The sequence below is a fragment of the Halobacterium sp. KA-4 genome, from assembly GCF_021028995.1.
Lineage (GTDB): Archaea > Halobacteriota > Halobacteria > Halobacteriales > Halobacteriaceae > Halobacterium.
In genome coordinates, this window is the sequence record NZ_JAJJZG010000014.1 from 57,953 (window position 1) to 79,658 (window position 21,706).

Here is a 21,706-nt window from a genome sequence, read left to right on the forward strand (position 1 = left end):
ATGGGACAATACGATATTCAGGGAATTGACCTGTCGTCCGATCATTACACCGTCGAACAGAGCATGGTACGAAACAAGTACACAGCAAAGGACGACAGCGGCAATACAGTCCTTCAGGGGAAGCAGGAGACGTTCAAACTCAAAGAGGAGTTCCCATTCTTCGACAAGAACGGCGAAGATGTGTTCACGGTAAACGCTCAGCAGATCCGAGACTACGAGGGCCAGTACGTCCTCACGGAGGCCCGAAGCGGTGAGGACATCGTCGTCCTCGATCACGAGTATTCCATTCTCGAACAGATTAAGGGTGCAAGTTGGACGATCCGCGATCCCGAGACCGATGCTGAACTGGCGGAGATTTCCTCTCGTAAGTTCGTGGGCCTATTCCGCACGGGACTATTGGGTAATCTGATCCCACACCACTACGAGATTACCGACGCCGACGGCGGGCACGTGGGAACGATCTCTGGCCAGCTCTCGATGAAAGACCGGTACGACGTCAATATCGAAGATACCAGCTCTGTCCCACGGGAACCGATAGTGGCTGCCGCGATGGTTATCGACGCAATCGAAGGGAACTAGCCTGCGCGATTGATTGGAAACTGACTCCAATTGGTGTTCCCAATTGAGAGATTGGTCGTGTTCAAATATGTCTATTCAGTATGCACACCTACTGAGCAGCTGTTTCACTCCGAATCCGCTGGTGAGAACCCTCAGTAAGTACAGGAAGTCTATGAATCGGTCGTTATAGATATTCCAGACGTCATTATGTGGCTATCAACAGTATGATTCTAGGGGAAGGCCCACGTTTGATGGGGTTTCAGAAATATGCCTCTCTGATTACAAGCAGTAGCCAGACTATCGGAACAAGAGCAACTATCAATCCAAATATGCCTATCGTATAGTTCCCTTCCACGAGCCCCCGCGCCCACCCCCTTCCGAGGTGAAAAGTGAACAGGGCAAGGACGACTAAGATCGCATTACGGAGCGAAAACTCCAACCCGTCCGTACTGGAATTAGTTGGCGACATTCCATAATACTTCGTCTCGCCTTGTGAAAAGCCTTCTTTCGTTGCGTTCGCTCACCTACTGAGCGGCTGTTTCACTTCGAATAACCGAATTAAAATCCGCCTTGATGTCGTGCTCGATCCGGTAAGTACATCAAAATAGCTTAGCGAAAAGTTACACTTGTTGGAGTATATTCATCCGATATGGATTCCCGAAGATTGGCCCTCGTCATCCTTCTCGTCCTCGCTGGTTGTCAGCAGGGGCCAGACCATAATTACCCTGAAGAACCACACGCCGTGCACTTGGGTGCGAGTATCGAGGAGAGTACTCCTGCAAACGTGACTGTCGTCAACTGGAACGAGACCTCGCTTTCAGCGAACGAAACCGTCCAATCAGTCGTCGAAACCGCAGTCAAAACGAACGCGACAGATGAGACGATCTCCCTCGAAATGTCCCGGTCACTTCGAGACCAATTCCGCGAGCTCCCACATCAAATAACCCAATCAGACTACGTGACGGAGCCAACCGTATCCGTCTACGTCAGGCATAATACCACTATTATTCAGATCCAACTTGAGCCAATCATATACGGCTAAGGTAGATTCTGGAATCAGGAACAGGAGTGCATAGGATGGTTCGGCTCCAAGTTCGCAGATCTACTCCCTAGGGAATTCGCCTAGTTCGAGAATGAAAATAACCACTCTGTAAACAGTTCTTTGGCACCCTCAACTAGAGCCCTCCCAGTCGAGGGTGAGTTCGGTGAGACTGTCAAACCTGCAACTCCCACCGCTCGGGATTCCTCCGTGTGAACGTGGAGGATGTCAATCGAGGGTTCGCTATCGCTGGAGCTCTATCGGATATGTTTTGTGCCCTCTCGAAAGACGATGATATGGAGAGTAATGTATACTACACGAATGCGAGTGGCGGTCGCAGCCGCCCTCGTTGCCCTCACGCTGACTGCCGGCTGTATCGGCGGGCTATCCACTGATAGCTCTGTCAACGCCGCCGCAGTCGGAGACGCAGTCGAACAGCGATACGCCGCCCTTGACGGCTACGACGCCACGGTCTCCCGTACAGTTGAAGTCGGTGACGCAACTACGGAGACCCGCGCGGACGTCACCGTCCACGGCGATCAACGAGATGTTATGTACACGGCTGGCCCGAATGCTGGTGAAACAGTTACTAGCGCAGCCGATAGTGGCCCGGTCTTCACCACAGGCCCAAGCAATACTGGCGCGGTTGCGCCGGCTAGTTATGGGGCACTTGCGGAAACGCTCGTCCGAACAAGTAACGTCTCCGTCGATCGGGTAACTAGCTATGGCGGCCACCAGACCGCTGTTGTTGAACTCACGCCGGTGGCGAACGCAACGGCGACAGGGACGGCGAACGTGACACGCACCGTCTGGGTGGATCTGAACCGTAAGATTCCCCTGAAGGTCGTCACGTCCTGGACGACGGCTGACGGGCAGCCGGCGACCGTTACCGTCTCCTACGATGACGTCGATCTCCACGAAAATAATGCATCGAATACTGCTGAGGTGGCGATGTGACGGCCCTTGATGGCTCTACTCGCCAGCTCACACTCGTTCTCATCGTTGTTGGTCTCCTCGTCGGCGTTGCGGTCGCACCACAGGCATGGGATCGCGCGACCGAACCCAACGGGACAGTCGCGGTTGTGGAGCTTCACGGCTCTATCACGGGTGACTCCGCGACCGCAGTCATCGACGATCTCCGGGACGCCCGTCAGAACGACTCCATTCAGGCGGTCGTTCTTGATGTGAACAGTCCTGGTGGGACGGCGTCGGCGAGCGAGCAGCTCTATCTCGCGGTGAAGCGCACCGCGGGTGAGATGCCTGTCGTTGCGAGCGTCACCGGCACTGCGGCCTCTGGGTCGTACTACGCTGCCGCGCCCGCTGACGATATCTACGTCACGCCCGCCTCTGTTGTCGGGAGCATCGGCGTGCGCGCCACCCTGCCCTCGTCGAGCATTCCATCCGGGCAAGTCGTCACTGGTCCGGACAAAGTCGGTGGCTCAACGCCTGATGAAGTCCGCCAGCGCGTCGAGACGCTGCGGCGCGCGTTCGTCGGCTCCGTGTTCGCCGAGCGCGGCGACCGTATCGAGTTGACGCGCGAGGAGGTCTCGCACGCGAAGGTGTACGCGGGCGCCAGCGGCGTGGAGAACGGCCTCGCGGACGAAATCGGCGGCGTTGACACGGCTATCGAGGCCGCTGCTGACGACGCCGGCCTTAGCAACTACGACGTGGCGCGCATGGAAGCGCCGCAGCCGTCGGTACTCGCCCAGCTTGGGCTTTCCGCAGACACCACTAGCGACGCGACCACCGAGCAGACCTTCGACTATCGCGGCGTCGACACCGTCCAATATCTCATGCTGCATGGAACCATCACAACCGACACAGCTCGTAACGCAACGGAGGTGACCGCGAATGCAACCGCGTAAGGTTGCCCGCGCCATCGGCGTCATCGCCGTCGTCGCTGCAGTCGTCGTCGCCGCGGCATTCGCCGGCGGTCTCGTGTTGGGCTCACCCACGCAGGGTGACGCACCCGACGCACCCGCCTACGACACGAACGAACTGGTCGCCGAGCCCATCGAAGACGATGGGAGCGTCACCGCACCTGCAGATGGCGAGTCGAAGACTGTCGTGGTGGACATGAGCCACGGCAACGGCGTCAGCGAGAACGCCATCCAGCCGCTCGTCGACGCGCTCGTCGCCGCGGGCCACGAGGTCCAGATGTACGCCGGCGGGTCGTCGAGCACCATCGGCTCGCAGTCCGGCGCGGCGTTCAACGAGACGCTGCGCGGCGCGGACGCACTTGTCGCTGCCAGCCCCGCGACGACGTACTCGTCGAACGAAGTGGCAGGCGTCGAAGCGTTCGCTGACGCCGGCGGTCGCGTGCTGCTCGCGGCTGAGCCGCCGACGACCACGAGCACGACGTCGACCGTCTCGATACCCGGCTTGACGTCGAGCGGGACGGTGTCCGCTGCCGGGCAGCCGACGAACCTTGCAGCCGCGTTCGGCGTGTCGTTCGGGAACGGCTACCTCTACGACATGGCCGAGAACGCGAACAACTTCCAGTCCGTGTACGCGGGCGGTGACAGCGGCGTCGCCGACGGCGTCGAGGATGCAGTCCTCACCGACGCCACGCCCGTGACAACTGGCGGGGACGCCTCGCCGGTGCTCACTGCCAGCGACGTCTCGCTGTCCTCAACACGCGAGGAAGCGTCGTATAGTGTCGCTGCGCGCAACGGGAACGTGCTCGCCGTCGGGGACACTGACTTCCTGACGTCGACGAGCGCGACGACCGGCGACAACGACGTGTTGTTGAGCAACGTTGCCGCGTTCCTCGTCGAGGGTGACAAGCAATCCGGCATCCCCGCTAGCAGTCAATCCGGTGGGCAATCATCCGGCACAGGCACGACACCCGTGATGGCTACCTGATCGGGGATCCAGCTCTGCATCGGGCACCTGGCACGTTGCTCGCCCCAATCGGTACCCATACGCACCGATCGAGATTTGCGTAGTGTACGCTTCGAACTTCCCGAGCAAACGGTTGCAGTCCGAATTCCACGAGGGACGGATACGTAGCGCAGTCCACCCAGTCACTCTAGCAACGAAAACGGTGGGCTAAGGCCACCAATCCAAAACACTACCCACAACTCAGCACAGCGCAGCAGAAACCCACCTTAACGCAGAAATTCCTCAGCAGTTCTAGTGAGATAGGCGCGAAGTAGAGATGCTTATCGCACGGTTTCAAATGCCAATAGTTGTAAATCGTTCTCTGGGATAGTTTCCGCTGTCCGTAGGGTGTTCACGACCTATGTATACGGGAGATGACGTCGAATTCGGTGGTATTTGGGAGGGGCTGAGTACCCTCCTCGTCTCGGTGCTTGCATTAGGCGTGTTCGTGGTCGCGTCGGACCCAATCAACATTGGTGGCGTTGTAGCGAGTGTCGCCCTTGCCGTATTTGGGCTTGCGCAGCTCCTTGCGCCCCGAGTGTTACCGTGGTATACGAGTCTCTCGCCTCGCTGGACTGGCCTGTTCTGGATACTCGTTGGAATCGGTCTCGCCATGTTGGGTGTCGTCGCCTCGACTACGATTGGCACATTCAGTGGCGGTCTGATACTCGGGATTCTATTCGTTCTCTACGGGTGTCTCACCGCACTTGACCGATAAACACATCTCTTGTACTTACCGAAAATATGAACCACATCGAGGCGGGTTCTCACCAGCGAATTCGGAGTGAAACAGCTGCTCAGTCGGTGTGCGAGTGTATCGAACAGTTCAGTCTGTCGGGACATTTAAAATGTGAGCAATTGTGCATTAGACCATGACTTCTGGTGCAGTTGACGCAGAAGATTCCCCCTCCGTCCGGGTCCTGTCCCCGGTGAATGTTGGACTTGTTCTGATTGGTATTGTGTACGCTGTGTTGACGCTTGCTGATGTCATCGATTATCCGTGGCTCTCAGTCGTGTTAATCCTCGTGGGTGGCGGGGTCGTCACATATAGAGCATACCGACGGGAGTCGTGAGAGATACACGCCCTGTACTTACCGACCGACGCTCGAATCTAGTAGCCGTTGAGAGTTTCAACAGAGCCCCAAATTTCCACCCGCCGTACTTTAAGTGAGTTGTCCGACGAATACTCTGTATGAGCACGCTCGCGGACACAATCCAAATCGAGAACGTCGTTGCGTCCAGTGATCTCGGCCAGGAACTCGCCCTCGACCAACTCGCCACAGACCTTCCCGGCGCCGAGTACAACCCCGAGGACTTTCCTGGAATCGTCTACCGCCTCCAGGAGCCGAAGTCAGCCACGCTGATTTTCCGCTCGGGGAAAGTCGTCTGTACCGGCGCCCAAAGCGTCGATGACGTTCACGAAGCCCTCGAAATCGTGTTTGAGGACATCCGCGAGTTAGGCATCGATGTCTCGAGTAATCCGCCGATTGAGGTGCAGAATATCGTCTCCAGTGCCGATCTCAAGCAATCGTTGAACTTGAACGCAATCGCAATCGGGCTCGGCCTAGAGCAAATCGAGTATGAACCCGAACAATTCCCTGGCCTCGTCTACCGCCTCGATGAACCCGATGTCGTCGTTCTCTTGTTTGGCAGTGGGAAACTCGTCATTACCGGCGCAAATGAATCTGAGGACGCCCAGCACGCGCTGGCACACGTCAAAGACCGCCTCACTGAACTCGGCTTGCTTGAGTAATCCCCCGTTTATAGAACGACTACCACGCGAAAGGAGCTGTGTTGCTGGGGCGAGTGGCATCCACCTGTCCCTGATCGCTGGGAACGGGGGTGTTACTCGCTGACGTCGACGTACTGGGATTCCCAGTCACGACGAGCAGCAATTTCACGGCGGCCACGCTGTGTGAGCGTGTACACGTTCGTGCGCTTGTCGAGTTGTCCCTTCTCGACGAGGCCTTTGTCGACAAGGTCGTCGAGATTCGGATAGAGTCGGCCGTGGTTAATCTCCTGTTCGTAGTAGTCCTCGAGTTCATCCTTGACTGCGAGCCCATGTGGTTCGTCGAGCCCGGCGATCACGTACAAGATGTCCCGCTGGAATCCAGTTAAATCGTGCATTCGTCTATTTCCCTTCTTTTCGTGGGTGGATTAAGTGTTCTCTGGTGCTCGGAGGGGAATATTCGAGACTACTTGCCGGGAATCCCGCGTGAGGACTTCGAACCTTTATGTGGTGGGCAGGCGAAACCTGCGATGGAATGTCTGACCTTATCGTCAAAGCAGCCGTGAAGGACGAACTTTCGGAGCACAACGTCTCGGCCGATTTCTACGACGCCCTCAACGCGGAAGTCGCTGAACTGCTCGATGACGCCGCCGACCGTGCCGAAGCGAACAACCGGAAGACGGTCCAGCCTCGCGACCTGTAGGCCTGTGTAACGCAGCCGACCCCGCCACTCGAACGTAGCTTTTTGAGGTTCCTGTACAGAAGGGAGGAAACGGAGATGGCGGACGCACCGGATACCGAACGGCAGGCGGTCGAACCCGATGCGAGAGGCCCTCAGCGTGTCACAGTAGGGTGGGTCGGTCACTATGAAGTGTGGAGCGAACGCCTTCAGTCGGTGGGGTGTAGTGCGAACGCGCGCTGTTGCACTTCTAGTGGGTGGATGCTACGCGGAAGACGCCGTCGTCGCGGCCAGCGTAATAGAGTGCGGTCCCGCGGATTGCGGGGGCACTCGTGAGTGCTGGTTGGACGTCAAGCGCGTGCGACCAGTGTACCGCACCGGTTGCGGCGTCGAGTGCGTACAGTGCCTGGTCGCATAGCACGTATCGGACGTCACCGGCGATGACTGGGGGACGCGATCTAGGGCCAGATGGTGCATTGAGCGTTCGCCGCCATCCAACCGACCCGTCTGCCGTGTCGAACGCCGCAAGTTTACCGTCCGGCGACTGGACATGGAGGTTGCCGTCCGCGACAGCGACATACGCGCTGCCGTCCTCTGGTAGCGGGACCGATGCCGTCCATTGTGTCGTGCCATCATCGAGGGAGAGTGCGTAGACGGCGCCCTGGTGCGCGGCGTAGTACAGATTCCGATCGTCGACAGTAAGGGTGGTGTGACTTTGGGGGAGGTCGTCTCGCCGCCAGTTTTCTTCGCCCGTCGCTGGATCGAGTGCTGCGACGCCAGCGTCCTCGTGGTTCGCCCCAACAACCGTGTAGGCGACCCCGTCACGGGCGGCAAGTGCAGTGCCCGAGCCTCCAGCATCATATTGCCAGCGCTCCTTGCCGGTCGCGGGGTTGCGGCCATACACCGTCTCACCGCTATCATCGAGAAGCGTGTCCTCGGCGAGCACGGGGGCGTTCGTAGTGGATCCATAGCCACCTACGTTCGTTCGCCAGCATAGTGCGCCATCACGTGCGTCGTATGCTGCAAGGAATTCTGCAGTCGAGACGAACATTGCGTTGCCGGCGAGCGTCGGCGTCGACTTTCCCGCCGAATACTCAACTGTCCACGACGCATTCGAGTCACCCAGCTCAAAGCCTCGATACGCACCTGCATCTCCATTCCCGTCGCTATAGCCAACGAATCCACGGCCATCAGCGAGCGCAACCGACGTGGCGAGTTTTGTATCACCAGCTGCGACGCCTTCACTAGTCGCCTCATTTGATGGGCCATGATCGGTCGTGGCCCCGGTATTCGCGAAGTCGTGCTGGTAGGTTGGCCACGCGCCGGTGACGGGGCCGACAGGTGCGTCCTGCTTGTGGTCGCGTGTACTACGGCCGGCGACGCGGCCGAGACAGCCCGTGAGAGAGGTGACACCAGCTGCCCCGGCAGCAACAAGTACATCACGACGTGTCTGTCCGCTGGAAGGGATATACATTCATGGCGATGGATTCGGCCAGTAAGTAGTCTTCTATTGCACGGAGTGGCGGCTTACTCGCAGAAGAATCCGTTCGACATGGAAAGTGGACCATAGGATAGCGGTACAAATCTCTATGGTGACTGAGTCAACTGCCACGGGCACGGTGGCCCGTGGCTTGTCAGTGGACTCACCGCGTCATACCCGAAGGGGTTTCGGGCGTTCACGGGTCGGCATCCCTGACCTTGGGGGCCGGTTGACTGCGGCCCGTGGCCGGCGACAACTGTGGGCCGCCGACCACTACAAGACTAGTGGGATGGCATTCACTAAAAGACTGGTATGATGCAGCGACTGTCGGCTTCCTCCCCGCCCACGGTGGGGAGGGGAATCCGCCTTGGTTTTCTTTTGAAATCGAGGAGCGATTCATCCCCACCCTACTCGCTCCCATTCGGTCGCTCCTTGAGGGTGGGGGCTTCTCGTCCAATCTGCTATACGCCGTGTTTTGATCGAGTTGCGAGCGAAAAAACGCGCCTAATTCAATATTTTGAATTGGGATTCAAAACAGTAATGGTGGTGGAGATCCAAATACGTGTATGAGCGACTCAGGAACCATGGATCACACGGCAAAGGTCGCCCGGATTCGAGAGGTTGCGATGACGGTTCGTGAACCAAAAAATGCGGGGGAAATAGCTGAGGCTGCTGGTGTTGCCCGAAACACGGCCGAGAAGTATCTCACGCAACTGGTCGAAGCAGATAAACTCGCGACGATCCAGCGTGGTCGCGAGACCTGCTACTATCCAGATCCAGTCACCCAGTATTTCGATCAGATCCGTGACCTCGTCAACGACCATCGAAAAGACGAACTCACGGCTGAATTAGATGCGATCCGGGACGATATCGACGAGTGGAAAGAGGAGTACGATGTGGAGTCTGCCGACGAACTTCGGGCGACCGTCGGTGGTGATATCCCGGCATCCGAACGCCGACAGCGGCGCCACGACGCAGAGGATTGGGACTACTATGAGCACCAGGCGATGCTCATCAAACAAGCAATTCAGCTCTATGATACGATCGAGGCGACCCGCGAGAGTCGTATCGCCTCCGCCAACTGACTCGGTGACAGAAATGGGAAATCCACCGATTTCTGGAGACACGCATCTCCACCGATACGAGGTCCACAAACGAGTTGCAAATCGACTTCAACGGGAAGCTGGTGTGACGACCGTGGAAGCCAACCCAAGTCCGATGCGTCCAGTTCGTCTCGCGGCGACCCTCGATCGCGCGGTCTTTTTTGACCAGAACACGGACGCTGGCGACGCGACGCTTGAATTCGAGTGGCGCCCTCATTCCACACGGGATGAGTTCCGCATCCAGTATAATGAACTGAGGACGCCGTGGTCATGTGGCTGGCATCAGGACGAAACCCACGAGAAACTTGGACCGAGTCACTTCCAAGTTGACTACGAAGCGTGGCCAGCACCGCACCGTGAATCTGCATCCTTCACAGATTCGAATCCGATGGCAATCCTCGAAACCTGCCTCACTGAGCTTCGCGACCGTGTCCCGAGTCTCCCTGACAGCGTTCGCCCGAGTCCGTAGGTCGCTACGCGATGGGTTCGACCACGACTATCTCGTGCTTGAGGCGGGAGGTTTTGCGTTAGCCGTCGGTCTCGAAGAGGAGGTCGATATCTCAACAGTACGGCGCTTTACTTCACGCTGACCGACGGCGACGCCGAGCTCCCCTGTATGATTTGGGCGAACCGTTACCGGGAGATGGACGCCGGCCTCGAGGACGGGACTGAGGTCATCCTCGAGGGCGATATCGACTACTGGGTCGAAGGTGGGAAACTCGACCTCAAACCGTGGGAGGTGATCGTCGTCGGCGACGGCGACCAGGCGGCTGCAGTCGAGCGACTGCGAAGCGAACTCGAAGAGCGTGGCTGGTTCGGTGACGACAACCATTAGCGTTCTCAGAGCGGGGTGGTGTCGTCACGTCCCTCCGAGGGGACGCCCGGTACGACATCTAGAGCACGACCATTCCAAGGCTGTCGGCACTGACGTCCGTTACGAACGGTATCTACTAATTCAACTCTCGCTCTTGTCGGGATGAGGAGGGGGATCGTAAGGAGACCAGATATTCAGCGCCGAATGGACCACGCCGTTGAGATTATTTCTCTGCGCGGCGGTCTTCGATATCTGCGATAAGGGCTTCTACTCGTTCTTCTGCAGTTTTGGAGTGCTCGCTTGTCGACTCGGTTCTTTCACCTCGATCGATACTGGGGACTTCCTGTTCCCAGCCCTGCTTGGCGTAGGCGTCGTCAGGCGCCTTCTCAAAGCGTTGAACGGCTGAATCGAGCGATACAAGTCGTTGCTTTAGCTCGTTGGCCCGATGCGGATCGATATAATAGATTGTTTCTGCTCGTTCGAAGAGCCGATCCTCGAAGAGGCGAGTCATCGCTTTTGATGCACTTGCCTCGCTGAGGTCTGTTCGAGCTGCGATTTCACTGGGCGTGAAGCCGTACTTGTGGTGTGCGACGAGGAAACTGAGGACTTCGTACTTGTTCGTATCCGGCTTAACCGGGGATTGGTCGTTATTTGTGAGCTCGTCGACGGGAACTGGCATTCTTGCTATTATGTGTTACTAGTTGCCATTACGGTTTTCGGAGCAGATATTGAACCGGATACTGTTACGTGATTCTCGATGTTCCACGTCTCACGACACTTAATGATCGGCAGCGGGGTGCGTATCGTCATCCCGATCACTCTCGATTGGTTCGTAGTCGGCGTCTTTGCCCACGGGGGTGAATCCTGGGACGTAGCTGAATCGTTTCCCGGGCTCGTTGTAGAACATCAACGGGAGTGAACCTCGGTCGTCGCGAGCGCGGTACTGTGGCTGCCATTCCCGGAATTCTGCCGTTGGCCTGGCAACCTGTGGGGTAGGCAACTCAGCACGTTCGAGATCGGTTAGATCGAGGACTCGCACTTCGAATTCACGGGCGAGTTGTTCGGCTCGCGGCGTTAGCTCGGTTGTGTGGCAGAGCACTGGCATCGCCCGGCACGCGAACGCCACGGTACACAACCGGAAGAGGACTGCTGGCGTGATCGGATCGCTCGTCCAGTCCTTACATTGGGCGACGATCCAGTCGCTTGGCTCCTGTTGTTTCTCCCTCCGCGTGGCGACGATGTCGACCTCGAGGCTGAAGAGGTGTTGGCGGGTATCTGCACGGTATCCCCACCGTCCTAGTGCTCGCTCTAGTTGGTACTCGAGCCACCGGCCGTCACTATCACCACGCCCGCCAACGTGTGGGTCGACCTCCTTGAGACTGAGGTCCGCTTGGTCGGCAAGTACTGGGCTGTCTTCTGGGACTGATGGGAGGATGTCTCTGAGTGCGGTAGCGTACTCAAGGGCTGTTGTGAACTTCTCAGCGGGTGGTTCGTCGTAGTGATGGGCTGCGGGTTGCGTTGCTTGCAGTGATCGAATCAGCCAGCACAACTCCTGTTCGATCTGGGTGACCAACTCCATGTAGTCGCTTGCCGAACTCGAGGACCGTTCGTCCGTCGCTGCATCAGCTTGGTTGGGCTCGGGGAGGAGAGATTTGGCCTCCTTGATTGGCTCGTTCGCTAAGTACAGGAGTCGGCGGGCGAACATCTGCTGGTCAGTGGTGAGCGTATGGTCGGTCTTGAGGGTGTCACGAACGGACTCGATCGCTTCCGTGAGCCCGCGCAGGTGTTCGTCGTACTCGTCTGGGAGTGGGGATTCATCCGATGTCATCGTGTGAGTGGGCTTGGAGTGAAGTGCTGTCGCGTCAGCGGCGTCTCTGCAAGCGACGTGAGCGTGGGTTGGCCTTGCTGTTGGAGATGGTGGTAGAGTTCGTTTTCGTCGGTGACGGTGACCCATCGGTGACTGTCGACTTCTCGGTAGCGGAGTTCACCGTCGACAGCTACGAGGACGCCCTGTTCGGTGGTTGCCGTTGCATCGAAGACGAGTACGTCTGGATCCGGATTCGTCCAGCTGCCTCGAATCCACTCGAGCAGCGTGTTGATTGACGGCGGATCGACCGGGTTCGGGTAGCGTGGTTCCGCCGGGACGCGTATCGCAACGTCGTCGACGGTGTCACGACGACAGACACGCCAGCCGTCTCCTGTCCATTCGAGTTCACGGCGAGTCCAGGTGTCGCCGTCTTTGGGATCGAGGACGAGCCGTCGGGGTGGTGTACCGGGCGGGTTCCATTGAAGGACGCACGTTCCACCGTCCGGGAGTGTCCCGCTGTCGGTTTGATGCTGGTGTTCGAGTAGTGCAGCGTCGATCTGAGCGCGAGCGCGCCGCAACGTGGCAACTGGATCTCTGACTGGTGTAGCTGCTGTCTCGTCAGCGGTGGCGGCCGCCTCTAGCTGCCGGTGGAAGCGAGCGTCGATGTCTCGAAGCGCCGCGAGTGCTGGCTGCTGGGTGTCCGTCATGAGGGGTCCTCCGATTCTGGCTTGTAGCACGCTGTTTGGAGTCGGCGGATGTATTCGGCGAGCGGTTCGGTTGCATCCGTTGCAGTTGCAGTCTTCGAACGGCTATCGTAGTCGATGGCACCGCACTCAGCGAGTGTCTCGAGATGTGATTGGGTGAGTGTGATGTAGACGGACGTCCGCTCGTCACTGCCGACTTTGCTGGGGTCGACTGAATTTTCGATGGCCGCGATTTCGAAGGCGAGTTCGTTAGCGGTGAGCTCGCCGTGGGTACGTGACAATGATAACAAGACGCGGCGCCGACGACTATTCGAGATTGCGTTGAACGCAACATCGGGATCCATCGGGATGGCGAGCGACGCCGTATCGTCGGTTGTATCGTCCATTCAGACCGCCCCCGCAATAGGTGTGGTTCGTCGATGCGCCTGTCGGATTCTCGAGGAGGTGTCGTCGGGGCGGTGTTCGTCGGTGCCGTGCGGGTGCCATGGTAGATACTGCGGTCTCGGTTCGCGTAGCTGGATACCTGTGGGACTGCTGTCGTCGTCGGCTGTGGCAGTTCGCTGGCGTGCGAATTGTACGGCGTGGTGTGTCAGTGGGTCGTGTTCAAGAGTGGCGCTCTGTGAGACAGAGTTATCACTGTTGACCCTGGTAATTTGGCTTGCTGTCATCGGTATAGCAGCACGATTCCTCCGGCGCTGCGACGCCGGGGGATTCCGCGAGAATCGTGCTAATTCTGTGTTGGATAGACTGTGACTTTTATATCGCTGTCACAAACCCTGAATCGCGTATTTGCGCCTTTGAACGTCTGTACCGCAAGAATCTCCTTGTAGTGTTATCGACCTATTAATTCACACTCCACTACCTCCGGTAGTTAAAAACAAGTCTCTCACAGCCCCCACTCCCGCGGTACTTCGTGGGGGGTTGCGAGTCTCGTTGTGTTTTATCTATTGAAATTGGACTGTTCCCTACATGAGATATCGCTATAATAGATTAATACACAGAAATATTCTCCCTAATTATCCACCTCTTGCGGTATGAAATCCCCGGCAATTAGGTTTCTTAGACAACAATACCAAATACCCAATACAGACTCGACTCATCCCATTACGATTTGAACCATGCCACTATGACTATTAATTCGAAACCTTCCTGATAGTCAACATCCTGTCCGGCGAGAAACCGCGTCGCTCACAGCACCAAAGACGTTACAAACGGACCACAGGTGATTCGCCAGTATAGACCACGTCTCTCGATCGTGAATTACGTCGCACGCTAATCTGAGGGTGGTCTGTGAGTCTGTTCGTGATTGCAACCTTGTACTGGTGGATATCCCTGAAATCAACGACGTCGAGATCGTTCAGCTGCTTTATTTTGGTCCGAAGGGCCTTCCCCGGTAGCTCCCCATCTTGAATGAGTACCCACAGGATGTCGTGAATGAGTGACTCCAGGGCCAGTTGCTCTTCGTCCGTCCCAGATTGACAGACACGTGAGGCCACGCTCGGAATATCGTCAGTGCCGAATTCGATACGTAGTGAGGATATCTCAGACGGGACTTCATTCGCTGTGGAATCGTATTGACTGGAGTCTTCACACGGGGAAACTAACTCCTCTGGCTCACACGATTCTACTAGCTCATCGGCCGAAACGTGAGATGGGTCAACCGCGGTAAGTCGGTACAATCCTCGATGGACGCGATCAACGTATCCTTCATCTTGGAGATGCCGTAACCGCTGACTCACATACGATTTGTTTCGGGTGAGTTCATCTGCTAAATACCGCGGGGTGCACCTGCCCTCTCTGAGCTTCGCTAAAATCAGCTGGTCTGTCTCATTCAAATCCATACGATAACGTCCTCACTATGAACTAATGACTAATTAGTTATTAGATATTGCGGTCCGAGAGTAGCATCTAATAGGTAGTTAGAAGAGGAGGTAGAGGGTTATAGGAGCCCACAATTCAACGTTAATCCGCATTTCTCTGAATGATTCACCAATAGACAGAACTACCGTGACTTCCACTCAACCGAGGCTGGGCACGTTAGCCATGAACCCGTTATCTCTGATACCACTGAAAACTTCGATGAGGGACTACTCGTTGAACGAGGGTCACAGATCTCGTCCGTCCACACTTCAGTCGCACCAACTCAGAGACCAGGATAACCACGATAAACGCATAACGCCTCTACAGGCTGAACAGGGCGAGTGCCTCGGGGCTTGTCCCCGAGGTACTTCACAGAGTCGTACCGAAATATCGTCAAAGTCATCACGAGCGTCCCCCTGTTCGGCTCCCCGTAATCATCACATCGGACCGAGGCCTTGCTGTCGTCTCGGTCCGCAGAGCGTTGTAAGCGATATGGAGAACACAGACCATCCAAACAGCGTCCCCAGCGAGCAAAAGCGCCTGAGCCCAAGCCACACGTATTAGCCACGTGCCTGACTTGGCCGTGGGACCTGGGTTGACAATCCCGTTCGCTGAGTCGAGGCCCCTTCCCATTTTGCCGACCCAGTCTTGTTCCAGTTCGTGTTTGCCGGCCCCGGCTACTCCCCGCCGCCGCGCCCACCATCCGGCCCCGCCCCGACTGACACGCTGGCTCCGCCCTGAGAGTCCCGCCTACGGCAACGCCGGGCAAGATCTTCTCCTGCTCTAATACCAACCCCCACTCTCATCCCCCTTCTAGAGCCCTCCTAGAAGGGGATGTCTTGTTCCCGGACGTCGAACCGCGTTGGCCCTCAAGCTGTCCCCTCGCTGTCTGTTGTCCGCTGTCGTTGTTGCTGTTGCGTTCCCGAGCCGTGTTGTGTCGTTGCTGCCTGCTCGCGCTATCGCCCCCATCCCGCATCGCCCTCGACCCCTCGACGTCGTCGTCTTCGTTCTCGCTCTCGCTCCCCCCGCTCCCGCTTCGCTGTCGTCGTCGTTGTCGCTGCCGCCCCACCACATCGTCGTTGTCCTCGCTCCCTTCGCTCTCCCTCCATCGCTGTTGCCGCCGTCACAGTCTCGAGTCCTGCAGCACCCACCCCCCGAACCCCATCGTCTCGCTCCGCCATCGCTGCCCCCATCTCGCTACTCGACCCTGGGCAGTCCCCGTTCATTCGCTGCGACGACCCATCCCCCACTTCGCTCAGTCCAGCCACTCCCCATCTTGCCGCCGCCGCACGACCGCAGTCGTTCCCCGTCTCTACTGAGTCCAGTCTGACCCCCACCATCGCCACTCTCCTCGCCAGCCATCCACCCTCGCTACTCGACCACTGACTCTTCCCACCTTCTCGCTCAAATACCTCGCCGGTAACGACCAAACTCCCCCTCCTACTCGCGTGCTCCCCCGAGGGTTCCCACCAGTATCAACAATCTGGTAGTCCACTCTCCCATCACTCCCTTCCTCCCCCTCTCCTCCTCGCCTCCAACCCGGCTCCGCCTGAATCAACCGCCACGCGACTACCAACTGGAACTTCAACCTCCCTGAACCCTAATTGTGTAATTTCGGCTGGTCATATTAGACGAGTGGAGAACCCTGTATAGGTCCTATAATCGTGTCTAGTTCCGTGGCTGAACGTATGTGGCTGAATTTGGGGGTGGCGAATTAAACAGATTACCCCCTGAATAGTACCGCCGTCTGGCGATTACACAAACTAACAGGTAGAAAGCATAAATAAACATGGAAGCGCTCAATTCGATTGCCGTCTGGTGATTACACGGGGTTTTGAAGCCGGTTCAAGAGTTAAACACAGACACCCGTAATCCCAACGCCGTCTGGTAATTACGCGAGTTACTGTCTGCGCCGCAGTTCTACTGTGGCAGTAAACACGCACCCCCCGGAATCCGACTGCCATCTGGCAATTACGGACGTAAACATGAGACCCCCTAATCCGACCCCCGTCGTGTACTTAGAGCCGAAAAACATTGGCTAAACTATATTGAATATGGTAGGTGCGGTGATAGCGGTGGGAGAACACCGCCGGTGATCACGGCAAGACAACCTCAGCGATAGCGTGGGTTGAGCTCGGGCGGCGACTGGCGAGCACTCGCGTTCGGTACTGGGCGTCCCTGTGGACGATTCGTTGTTGATGGTGTGCTGGTTGTGGGATCGGGGTGTCGTTGAGGTTTCTCACGTCCGTCGTCGTTGTAGGAACGTTACTGCGTTCGGCTTTCGTGCGTGTGGGGTCGTTGTGGGAGCAGTATACTGCCGGTACTGGCGGTATAGACGCCAGATCAGATTCGGTGGGTTCGATCTTACCGATCGCGACTAGTACACGCCAGCCGCATCGCTTCGAGCACGAGGTGGTGATCGTTGGAGCACGTGTTCGGCATGCTTCTGTGAGGACTGCGTTGTGTATCGTCCTTGCAGTCGTGTGGAGCGCCACCGGCTGTGCTGGTGGCGTTCATTCGGCGTGGCTGTGGTGTCGATGTACTATGCGTCGAGATGCCGTGTGCGCTCACTGTGGCGCTTGGTGGGACTAGCGTCGGTGGCACCGAGCCCGGATCGCAGATTGTCGCAGACTCTCGAAGGAAGCCTTGCCACACGGACATAGGCACCCTCTCAAAGGACCGGTACAGCGTTGAGGGTGCGGGAAATGCCGTTCGTGGGAGCTGTAACAGCCCACGAACTCGATCCATTTCGCTCGCCCAATCGACGATCTCGTGGTAGGTCTCGCCCATGTGAATCCGCAAAAAGAGAACTTTGACGTGCTTCCAGCCGGAAATCCGTGGCCATTCGGCTTACTCACTGCTGTTGGACTGCAGTACAGCGCTTTTGAGCTAGCGACGCGGCTTGTCTACCGAAGCAGAAAAGTAGGTTGGACACATTCGGCTTTTCCGCTTCTCTTCCACCTTTAGAGCGACGCTATCTCCTCGTGTTCTGCGGGTTCAACAGAGCACACCAGTTGGTTTGGAGTGAGTTGAAAGGACACAAATCATCTGGTGGAGATTCGGTCGTCGACATCTGGTTAGGTTTCGTCTGTTCGCTCAACTGCATCGCGTTCGTTGATGACTGCTTGCCGAATCTCGGCTTCTTCGTCCGAGCGGTCTGGGAAGTTGCCTGTGCTCTGGAAGTACGGGAATGGGTTGTCGGCTAAGTCCACACCAGAAAGACCGCCGGGCAGTCCGCGTTCGCTAACTGCTTCGAATCGTTCGTTAACTGCTTCCGGTGCAACTGGTTCTCCACCGAGGCTCTCAATGAGGAGGTCGAGTTTCGCGTCCAGTTGTTCGAACCGATACCGCATCTCGCGTGCTCGCACCCCTTCCTGCAGGAGTAGTTCAATCGCTCGACTCTTTGAGATGTCGTGGTACTCTGCAACCCCCTCGATTGTTTCGTTCAAACCCTCGTCGACTGACGAACTGATCTGTTCACCCATATCTGTTCTCTTCACCCTTCCTACACTAAGTGATTCCCCTCCACCCCTGTTTCGCGTTACCTCCTATGCTGGTCTACCCCCCGCAGTTTCGTTCATTGATTCTTGTGCCGCACTTGGCCGTGGGACTTGGGTTGACAATCCCGCTGGCTGCGTCGAGTTCCGCTTCCCTGCTTCACTCCAAGACTGATTCCATCCCAGCTTGGCTGTCTGCCGACTCCGGCGACTCCCTGCCGCCGCGCCGACATCTGACTCCGTCCCGACGAGCTTCCTGGCTCCGCCCCGGTTGAACTGCCGGCGGCAACCCTTCGGGAATTTCATCTCCCGCCAACTTCCTTCCTCCTCCATCCACCAATGCCCCTGCGCCCTTCGCTCCCCGCGCCCTTTGCTCCGCGCGCCTTGCGCTTGACATCTGCTTGCACGCCCACCCTACTCTTCTTTCTCGCTCCACCCGTTCCTCGCTCGACGTCGTCCTGTTCACTCCACCCACTCCTGCTCAACCCACCCTTCTCCTTCCTCGCTTGACCCCTTCCTCTTCTTCCCACCCGGCCTCTCTGTTCGCCCCTCCCTTTCCTGTTCTTCCTCCGCCCACCTCACCCCCTTCTCGTTCGTCCCTGTTCGATCTGGTCTCCAGTCCCCTTCGTCCGCAGCCTGTGTTGTCGTTGCTTCCCGCTCCTGTATCAGTCCCAGCTGGCACTTGCCATCGACACCATCGCCGCCGTCACACTCGCAGCCCCCGGATCTCGTATTCGCACCTATCCCTGATCGTCGACGACCCCACCCCTCGCTCTCGCTGTCGCTGTCATCGCTGCCGTCGCCGCCGCCCCAAACCCCTACCCCTCGCTCTCGCCCCACGCCTGGTGTATCGCCGCCGTCCCTATCCCCAGTGGCGCCCATCCCAATCCCATCACTGTCGTTGTCGCTGCCGCCCCACCACTCTCGTTGCCGTCCCTCCACTTGTCCCTCCCCCAATGCTGTCACTCTCCGTCTACCACCCTCTTCTCACCCCACCTCGCTTCCCGCATCTCGCATCTTGCTTCTCGTCTCGCTTCCTGCTCTCCCCCAACCCCTCGCTTCCACTCCACCCGCTCACTCGTCGTCCCATCCACAGTCTCCCTCCTTGGCTTGCCGACCACGTCGTCGTCGCTCCGCCGCCACTACTCCAAGCCACGCCTCCACCATTGCCACTCGCTACTTGCTACTCGACTACCGATCACGTCACTCGCCAAGCAGTCGCTTCCAATCCAGCTCGCCAATCGTTCATCGCCCATCGTCCACCGTCAGTCGCTCATCACCCATCGTCTATCGCCAAGCGTTCATCGCCCATCGTCAGTCAAGTCCTCGAACCTGCGTCGCCAAGACACACCCCGCCGCTAACACTCCCACTCCACCTCCGCCAATCCACCGCCTTCATCCTCGCCAGTAACCAACATTCAACTCCACCAATCTCAATCCAACTCCACCACTATAACGAATCGCCAACTCCACCACCAATCCCGACCCCCAACTCCACCTCCATAGCCAATCGCATCACCCAGGGTTCCCCACTGTCAACAGTCTGGGAGTCCACTCCCTCGCCACGCACCCATCTCCCCCACCTGCCACGCCCATACCCCGGCTCCGCCTGACTCATCCGATATCCGACTCCCATCTCAAACTTCACCTCCTTGAACCCTAATTGTGTAATTTCCGCTGAACGTACACGGCAGTAAGAGCGTTGTCTATAGCACCTCTAAAGACCTCTCGTTGCGTGGCTGAACGTACACGCCCGATTTCGGGGGTGGATAGCTAAACACGACCGCCCCGAAATCAACTGCCATCTGGTGATTACTCGAAATGTCAACTCTAAGCAGTAAGTAAACATAGACACCGCGAAATCGGATGCTATCTAGTGATTACAGGCGAAATAGACGCGAATTGAGCGCTAAATACACACCCCCTAAACCATATCGCCTTCTGGTGATTACAGTCCTAAACACGAACCCCCTGAATTACGCTGCTATCTGGCATTTAGTGTAGATGGGTTGTGGCGTAGGATGAGTCTAAACCGCTAAATACGAACCCACGCAATCTTATCGCCATCTGGTAATTACATTGCTAAACACGAACCCCATAAAATATATTGTAGTCATGTGATTACGAATATTCGCGGCCTGCTGTTGCGGTCGCGCTTACGATAAATACGATACCTCTGAATTCCACTCCTGTCCTGCACTTACAGAACTACACACGAACCCCCGAAATCGTACTCCCGTCTTGTAATTAGACCTCGAAAACACCACGGAAATCATATTGAATCTGGTAGATTCGGCGATTGCGGTGGGAGTTGGTCGCCGATAGCCACGGGCGAGACAGCCAGAGATAGTGCCGGGTGAACTCTGGAGATAGACTGGCGAGAACTCGCGTTCGGCCGTGGGCGTGTTCGTGGGCGATTGTCGTTCGTGGTGTGCAGGTTGTGGAATCGGGGTGTCGTTGAGGTTTCTCACGTCCGTCGTCGTTGAAGAGTCGTTACTGTGTTCGGTTCTCGTGCGTACGGGAGCGTTGTGGGAACGGTGTACTGCCAGAACTGGCGGTGCAACTGCCAGCTCAGATTCGGCGGGTTCGATCTTATCGCTCGCGACTAGTACACGCCAGCCGCATCGCTTCGAGCACTAGTGGTAATTGTTGGAGCACGTGTTCGACATGCTTCTGTGAGGACTGCGTCGTGTATCGTCCTTGCAGTCGTGTGGTGCGACACCGGCTGTGCTGGTGGCGTTCATTCGGCGTGACTGTGTCGTCGATGTGTCGTGCGTTGAGATATCGTGTGCGCTCACTGTAGCGCTCGGTGGGGCTGGCGTTAGTGAATAGACCGTGCGGGTAGAGAATAGCGTGGGAGGCGAGTGGTGGACTTGTGAGTGACGATGGCGACTCGGGGTGTGTTTCAGGATGTTATTGGTCGGGTGTTGCGGTGTCGTCGCCGGTGTCGTTGGCAGGTTCCTCGTTTGATGAGTCGATGGTTACGACTTCGCCGTCCTGGTCGAGATCAAGTCGGAACCCACCGTCGACGTGGTCGCTGCCGATGTCGTCGTCCCACTCTGGCGTGTAGCGGATGGTTTCGTCGGGCATGATGTCGTTGTTCTTGAGGAAGCCTCGCGCCGAGATTGTATGGGTTTTACCGGCGCGGTGGGCGTAGACATCGCCCCGGTCGTAGTTTTCCTCAAGGGGAATGATTGCGATCTCGTTGCCACTGTCGTTGTACGCGAGCATGACGGCTTCCTTGTCGTCAAGGTATTGTTCGGCAACCGTAGAGTTCGGCGCAATATGCGCGTCTTCACGAAGCGGACGAACTCTCGTCAATGAAAAACTCCAAACCCATCATTTGAGAGGGAGTCAGAGATTTCATCGACAAGTGAGTTAGAGTCGTCGCGCTCTCCTTCTTCTGCTTGGCTAAGACTGTCTAATTTCCCGTTTTCCTCTTCCAATTTCCCATTATTAGGAGGGATTTTCTTGACTGGAAGAACTCTCTCCATCGGAATTGTTGTCTCTAGTTCTTTCTTCCGCCATGCTTGGCCTCATGTTCACACGAGAG

21 protein-coding genes are annotated in these 21,706 nt (G+C 57.2%); 10 read left to right on the top strand and 11 right to left on the bottom strand.

The annotated features are described in order from the left end of the window. Window positions 1–579 carry a hypothetical protein gene (locus LPA44_RS13425; protein ID WP_230890050.1) on the top strand — a complete coding sequence of 193 codons (579 nt, stop codon included), beginning with the start codon at window positions 1–3 and terminating at the stop codon, window positions 577–579. Window positions 580–817: 238 nt separating this feature from the next. Here the strand turns inward: LPA44_RS13425 and LPA44_RS18440 are convergent, their stop codons facing one another. Then, the gene (locus tag LPA44_RS18440) at window positions 818–1,027 is read right to left on the bottom strand and encodes a hypothetical protein (RefSeq protein ID WP_442903395.1); all 210 of its coding nucleotides are present in this window, start codon (window positions 1,025–1,027) and stop codon (window positions 818–820) included. 180 nt (window positions 1,028–1,207) lie between these two features. Between LPA44_RS18440 and LPA44_RS13430 the strand changes: the two genes are divergently transcribed. The 6 genes from LPA44_RS13430 to LPA44_RS13455 all read left to right on the top strand — a co-directional run bounded on the left by LPA44_RS13430 (window position 1,208) and on the right by LPA44_RS13455 (window position 6,233). Continuing rightward, window positions 1,208–1,600: a hypothetical protein gene (locus tag LPA44_RS13430; RefSeq protein ID WP_230890051.1), complete on the top strand. Its 393-nt coding sequence runs from the start codon at window positions 1,208–1,210 to the stop codon at window positions 1,598–1,600. A 318-nt stretch (window positions 1,601–1,918) separates the two neighbouring features. Next, window positions 1,919–2,554, top strand: a complete 636-nt coding sequence (locus LPA44_RS13435; protein WP_230890052.1) for a hypothetical protein — start codon at window positions 1,919–1,921, stop codon at window positions 2,552–2,554. Continuing rightward, window positions 2,551–3,462 carry a S49 family peptidase gene (locus LPA44_RS13440; protein ID WP_230890053.1) on the top strand — a complete coding sequence of 304 codons (912 nt, stop codon included), beginning with the start codon at window positions 2,551–2,553 and terminating at the stop codon, window positions 3,460–3,462. Before LPA44_RS13435 ends, LPA44_RS13440 begins: the two co-directional genes overlap by 4 nt. Further along, window positions 3,449–4,462 (top strand): GldG family protein, encoded by a 1,014-nt coding sequence (locus LPA44_RS13445; protein ID WP_230890054.1) that lies wholly within the window; start codon window positions 3,449–3,451, stop codon window positions 4,460–4,462. Before LPA44_RS13440 ends, LPA44_RS13445 begins: the two co-directional genes overlap by 14 nt. 890 nt (window positions 4,463–5,352) lie before the next feature. Then, a complete protein-coding gene (locus tag LPA44_RS13450) occupies window positions 5,353–5,553 on the top strand; it encodes a hypothetical protein (RefSeq protein WP_230890055.1) in 201 nt (66 codons plus the stop codon). 119 nt (window positions 5,554–5,672) lie between these two features. After that, window positions 5,673–6,233 carry a TATA-box-binding protein gene (locus tag LPA44_RS13455; RefSeq protein ID WP_230890056.1) on the top strand — a complete coding sequence of 187 codons (561 nt, stop codon included), beginning with the start codon at window positions 5,673–5,675 and terminating at the stop codon, window positions 6,231–6,233. Between the two features lie 92 nt (window positions 6,234–6,325). On the opposite strand, the gene LPA44_RS13460 is transcribed toward LPA44_RS13455, so the two are convergent. Beyond that, window positions 6,326–6,607 (bottom strand): PadR family transcriptional regulator, encoded by a 282-nt coding sequence (locus LPA44_RS13460; RefSeq protein WP_230890057.1) that lies wholly within the window; start codon window positions 6,605–6,607, stop codon window positions 6,326–6,328. Between the two features lie 137 nt (window positions 6,608–6,744). On the opposite strand from LPA44_RS13460, the gene LPA44_RS13465 reads away from it, so the two are divergent. Then, window positions 6,745–6,912, top strand: coding sequence for a DUF1931 domain-containing protein (locus LPA44_RS13465; RefSeq protein ID WP_230890058.1), 168 nt, complete (start codon window positions 6,745–6,747; stop codon window positions 6,910–6,912). A gap of 226 nt (window positions 6,913–7,138) precedes the next feature. Here LPA44_RS13465 and LPA44_RS13470 read toward each other — a convergent pair whose 3' ends face one another. Then, complete coding sequence (locus LPA44_RS13470; RefSeq protein ID WP_197407811.1) at window positions 7,139–8,362, bottom strand: PQQ-binding-like beta-propeller repeat protein; 1,224 nt, start codon at window positions 8,360–8,362, stop codon at window positions 7,139–7,141. Window positions 8,363–8,934: 572 nt separating this feature from the next. Between LPA44_RS13470 and LPA44_RS13475 the strand changes: the two genes are divergently transcribed. Together LPA44_RS13475 and LPA44_RS13480 are read left to right on the top strand one after the other, a co-directional pair. Next, window positions 8,935–9,453, top strand: a complete 519-nt coding sequence (locus LPA44_RS13475) for an ArsR/SmtB family transcription factor (RefSeq protein ID WP_058984896.1) — start codon at window positions 8,935–8,937, stop codon at window positions 9,451–9,453. Between the two features lie 634 nt (window positions 9,454–10,087). Continuing rightward, window positions 10,088–10,306 carry a hypothetical protein gene (locus LPA44_RS13480; protein WP_230890059.1) on the top strand — a complete coding sequence of 73 codons (219 nt, stop codon included), beginning with the start codon at window positions 10,088–10,090 and terminating at the stop codon, window positions 10,304–10,306. 202 nt (window positions 10,307–10,508) lie between these two features. On the opposite strand, the gene LPA44_RS13485 is transcribed toward LPA44_RS13480, so the two are convergent. The 8 genes from LPA44_RS13485 to LPA44_RS13520 form a co-directional block, all read right to left on the bottom strand. Beyond that, window positions 10,509–10,964: a MarR family transcriptional regulator gene (locus LPA44_RS13485; RefSeq protein ID WP_230890060.1), complete on the bottom strand. Its 456-nt coding sequence runs from the start codon at window positions 10,962–10,964 to the stop codon at window positions 10,509–10,511. A 99-nt stretch (window positions 10,965–11,063) separates the two neighbouring features. Further along, the gene (locus tag LPA44_RS13490; protein ID WP_230890061.1) at window positions 11,064–12,113 is read right to left on the bottom strand and encodes a restriction endonuclease; all 1,050 of its coding nucleotides are present in this window, start codon (window positions 12,111–12,113) and stop codon (window positions 11,064–11,066) included. After that, a complete protein-coding gene (locus tag LPA44_RS13495; protein WP_230890062.1) occupies window positions 12,110–12,799 on the bottom strand; it encodes a hypothetical protein in 690 nt (229 codons plus the stop codon). Before LPA44_RS13495 ends, LPA44_RS13490 begins: the two co-directional genes overlap by 4 nt. Next, on the bottom strand, window positions 12,796–13,182 hold the full coding sequence (locus LPA44_RS13500; RefSeq protein WP_230890063.1) for a DUF7344 domain-containing protein: 387 nt from the start codon (window positions 13,180–13,182) through the stop codon (window positions 12,796–12,798). Before LPA44_RS13500 ends, LPA44_RS13495 begins: the two co-directional genes overlap by 4 nt. A gap of 819 nt (window positions 13,183–14,001) precedes the next feature. Next, a complete protein-coding gene (locus LPA44_RS13505; RefSeq protein ID WP_230890064.1) occupies window positions 14,002–14,637 on the bottom strand; it encodes a winged helix-turn-helix domain-containing protein in 636 nt (211 codons plus the stop codon). A gap of 3,096 nt (window positions 14,638–17,733) precedes the next feature. Continuing rightward, on the bottom strand, window positions 17,734–18,141 hold the full coding sequence (locus tag LPA44_RS13510) for a hypothetical protein (protein WP_230890065.1): 408 nt from the start codon (window positions 18,139–18,141) through the stop codon (window positions 17,734–17,736). A 474-nt stretch (window positions 18,142–18,615) separates the two neighbouring features. Continuing rightward, window positions 18,616–19,095 (bottom strand): hypothetical protein, encoded by a 480-nt coding sequence (locus LPA44_RS13515; RefSeq protein ID WP_230890066.1) that lies wholly within the window; start codon window positions 19,093–19,095, stop codon window positions 18,616–18,618. A 1,971-nt stretch (window positions 19,096–21,066) separates the two neighbouring features. Beyond that, window positions 21,067–21,474 carry a hypothetical protein gene (locus LPA44_RS13520; RefSeq protein ID WP_230890067.1) on the bottom strand — a complete coding sequence of 136 codons (408 nt, stop codon included), beginning with the start codon at window positions 21,472–21,474 and terminating at the stop codon, window positions 21,067–21,069. Window positions 21,475–21,706 lie beyond the last annotated feature (232 nt).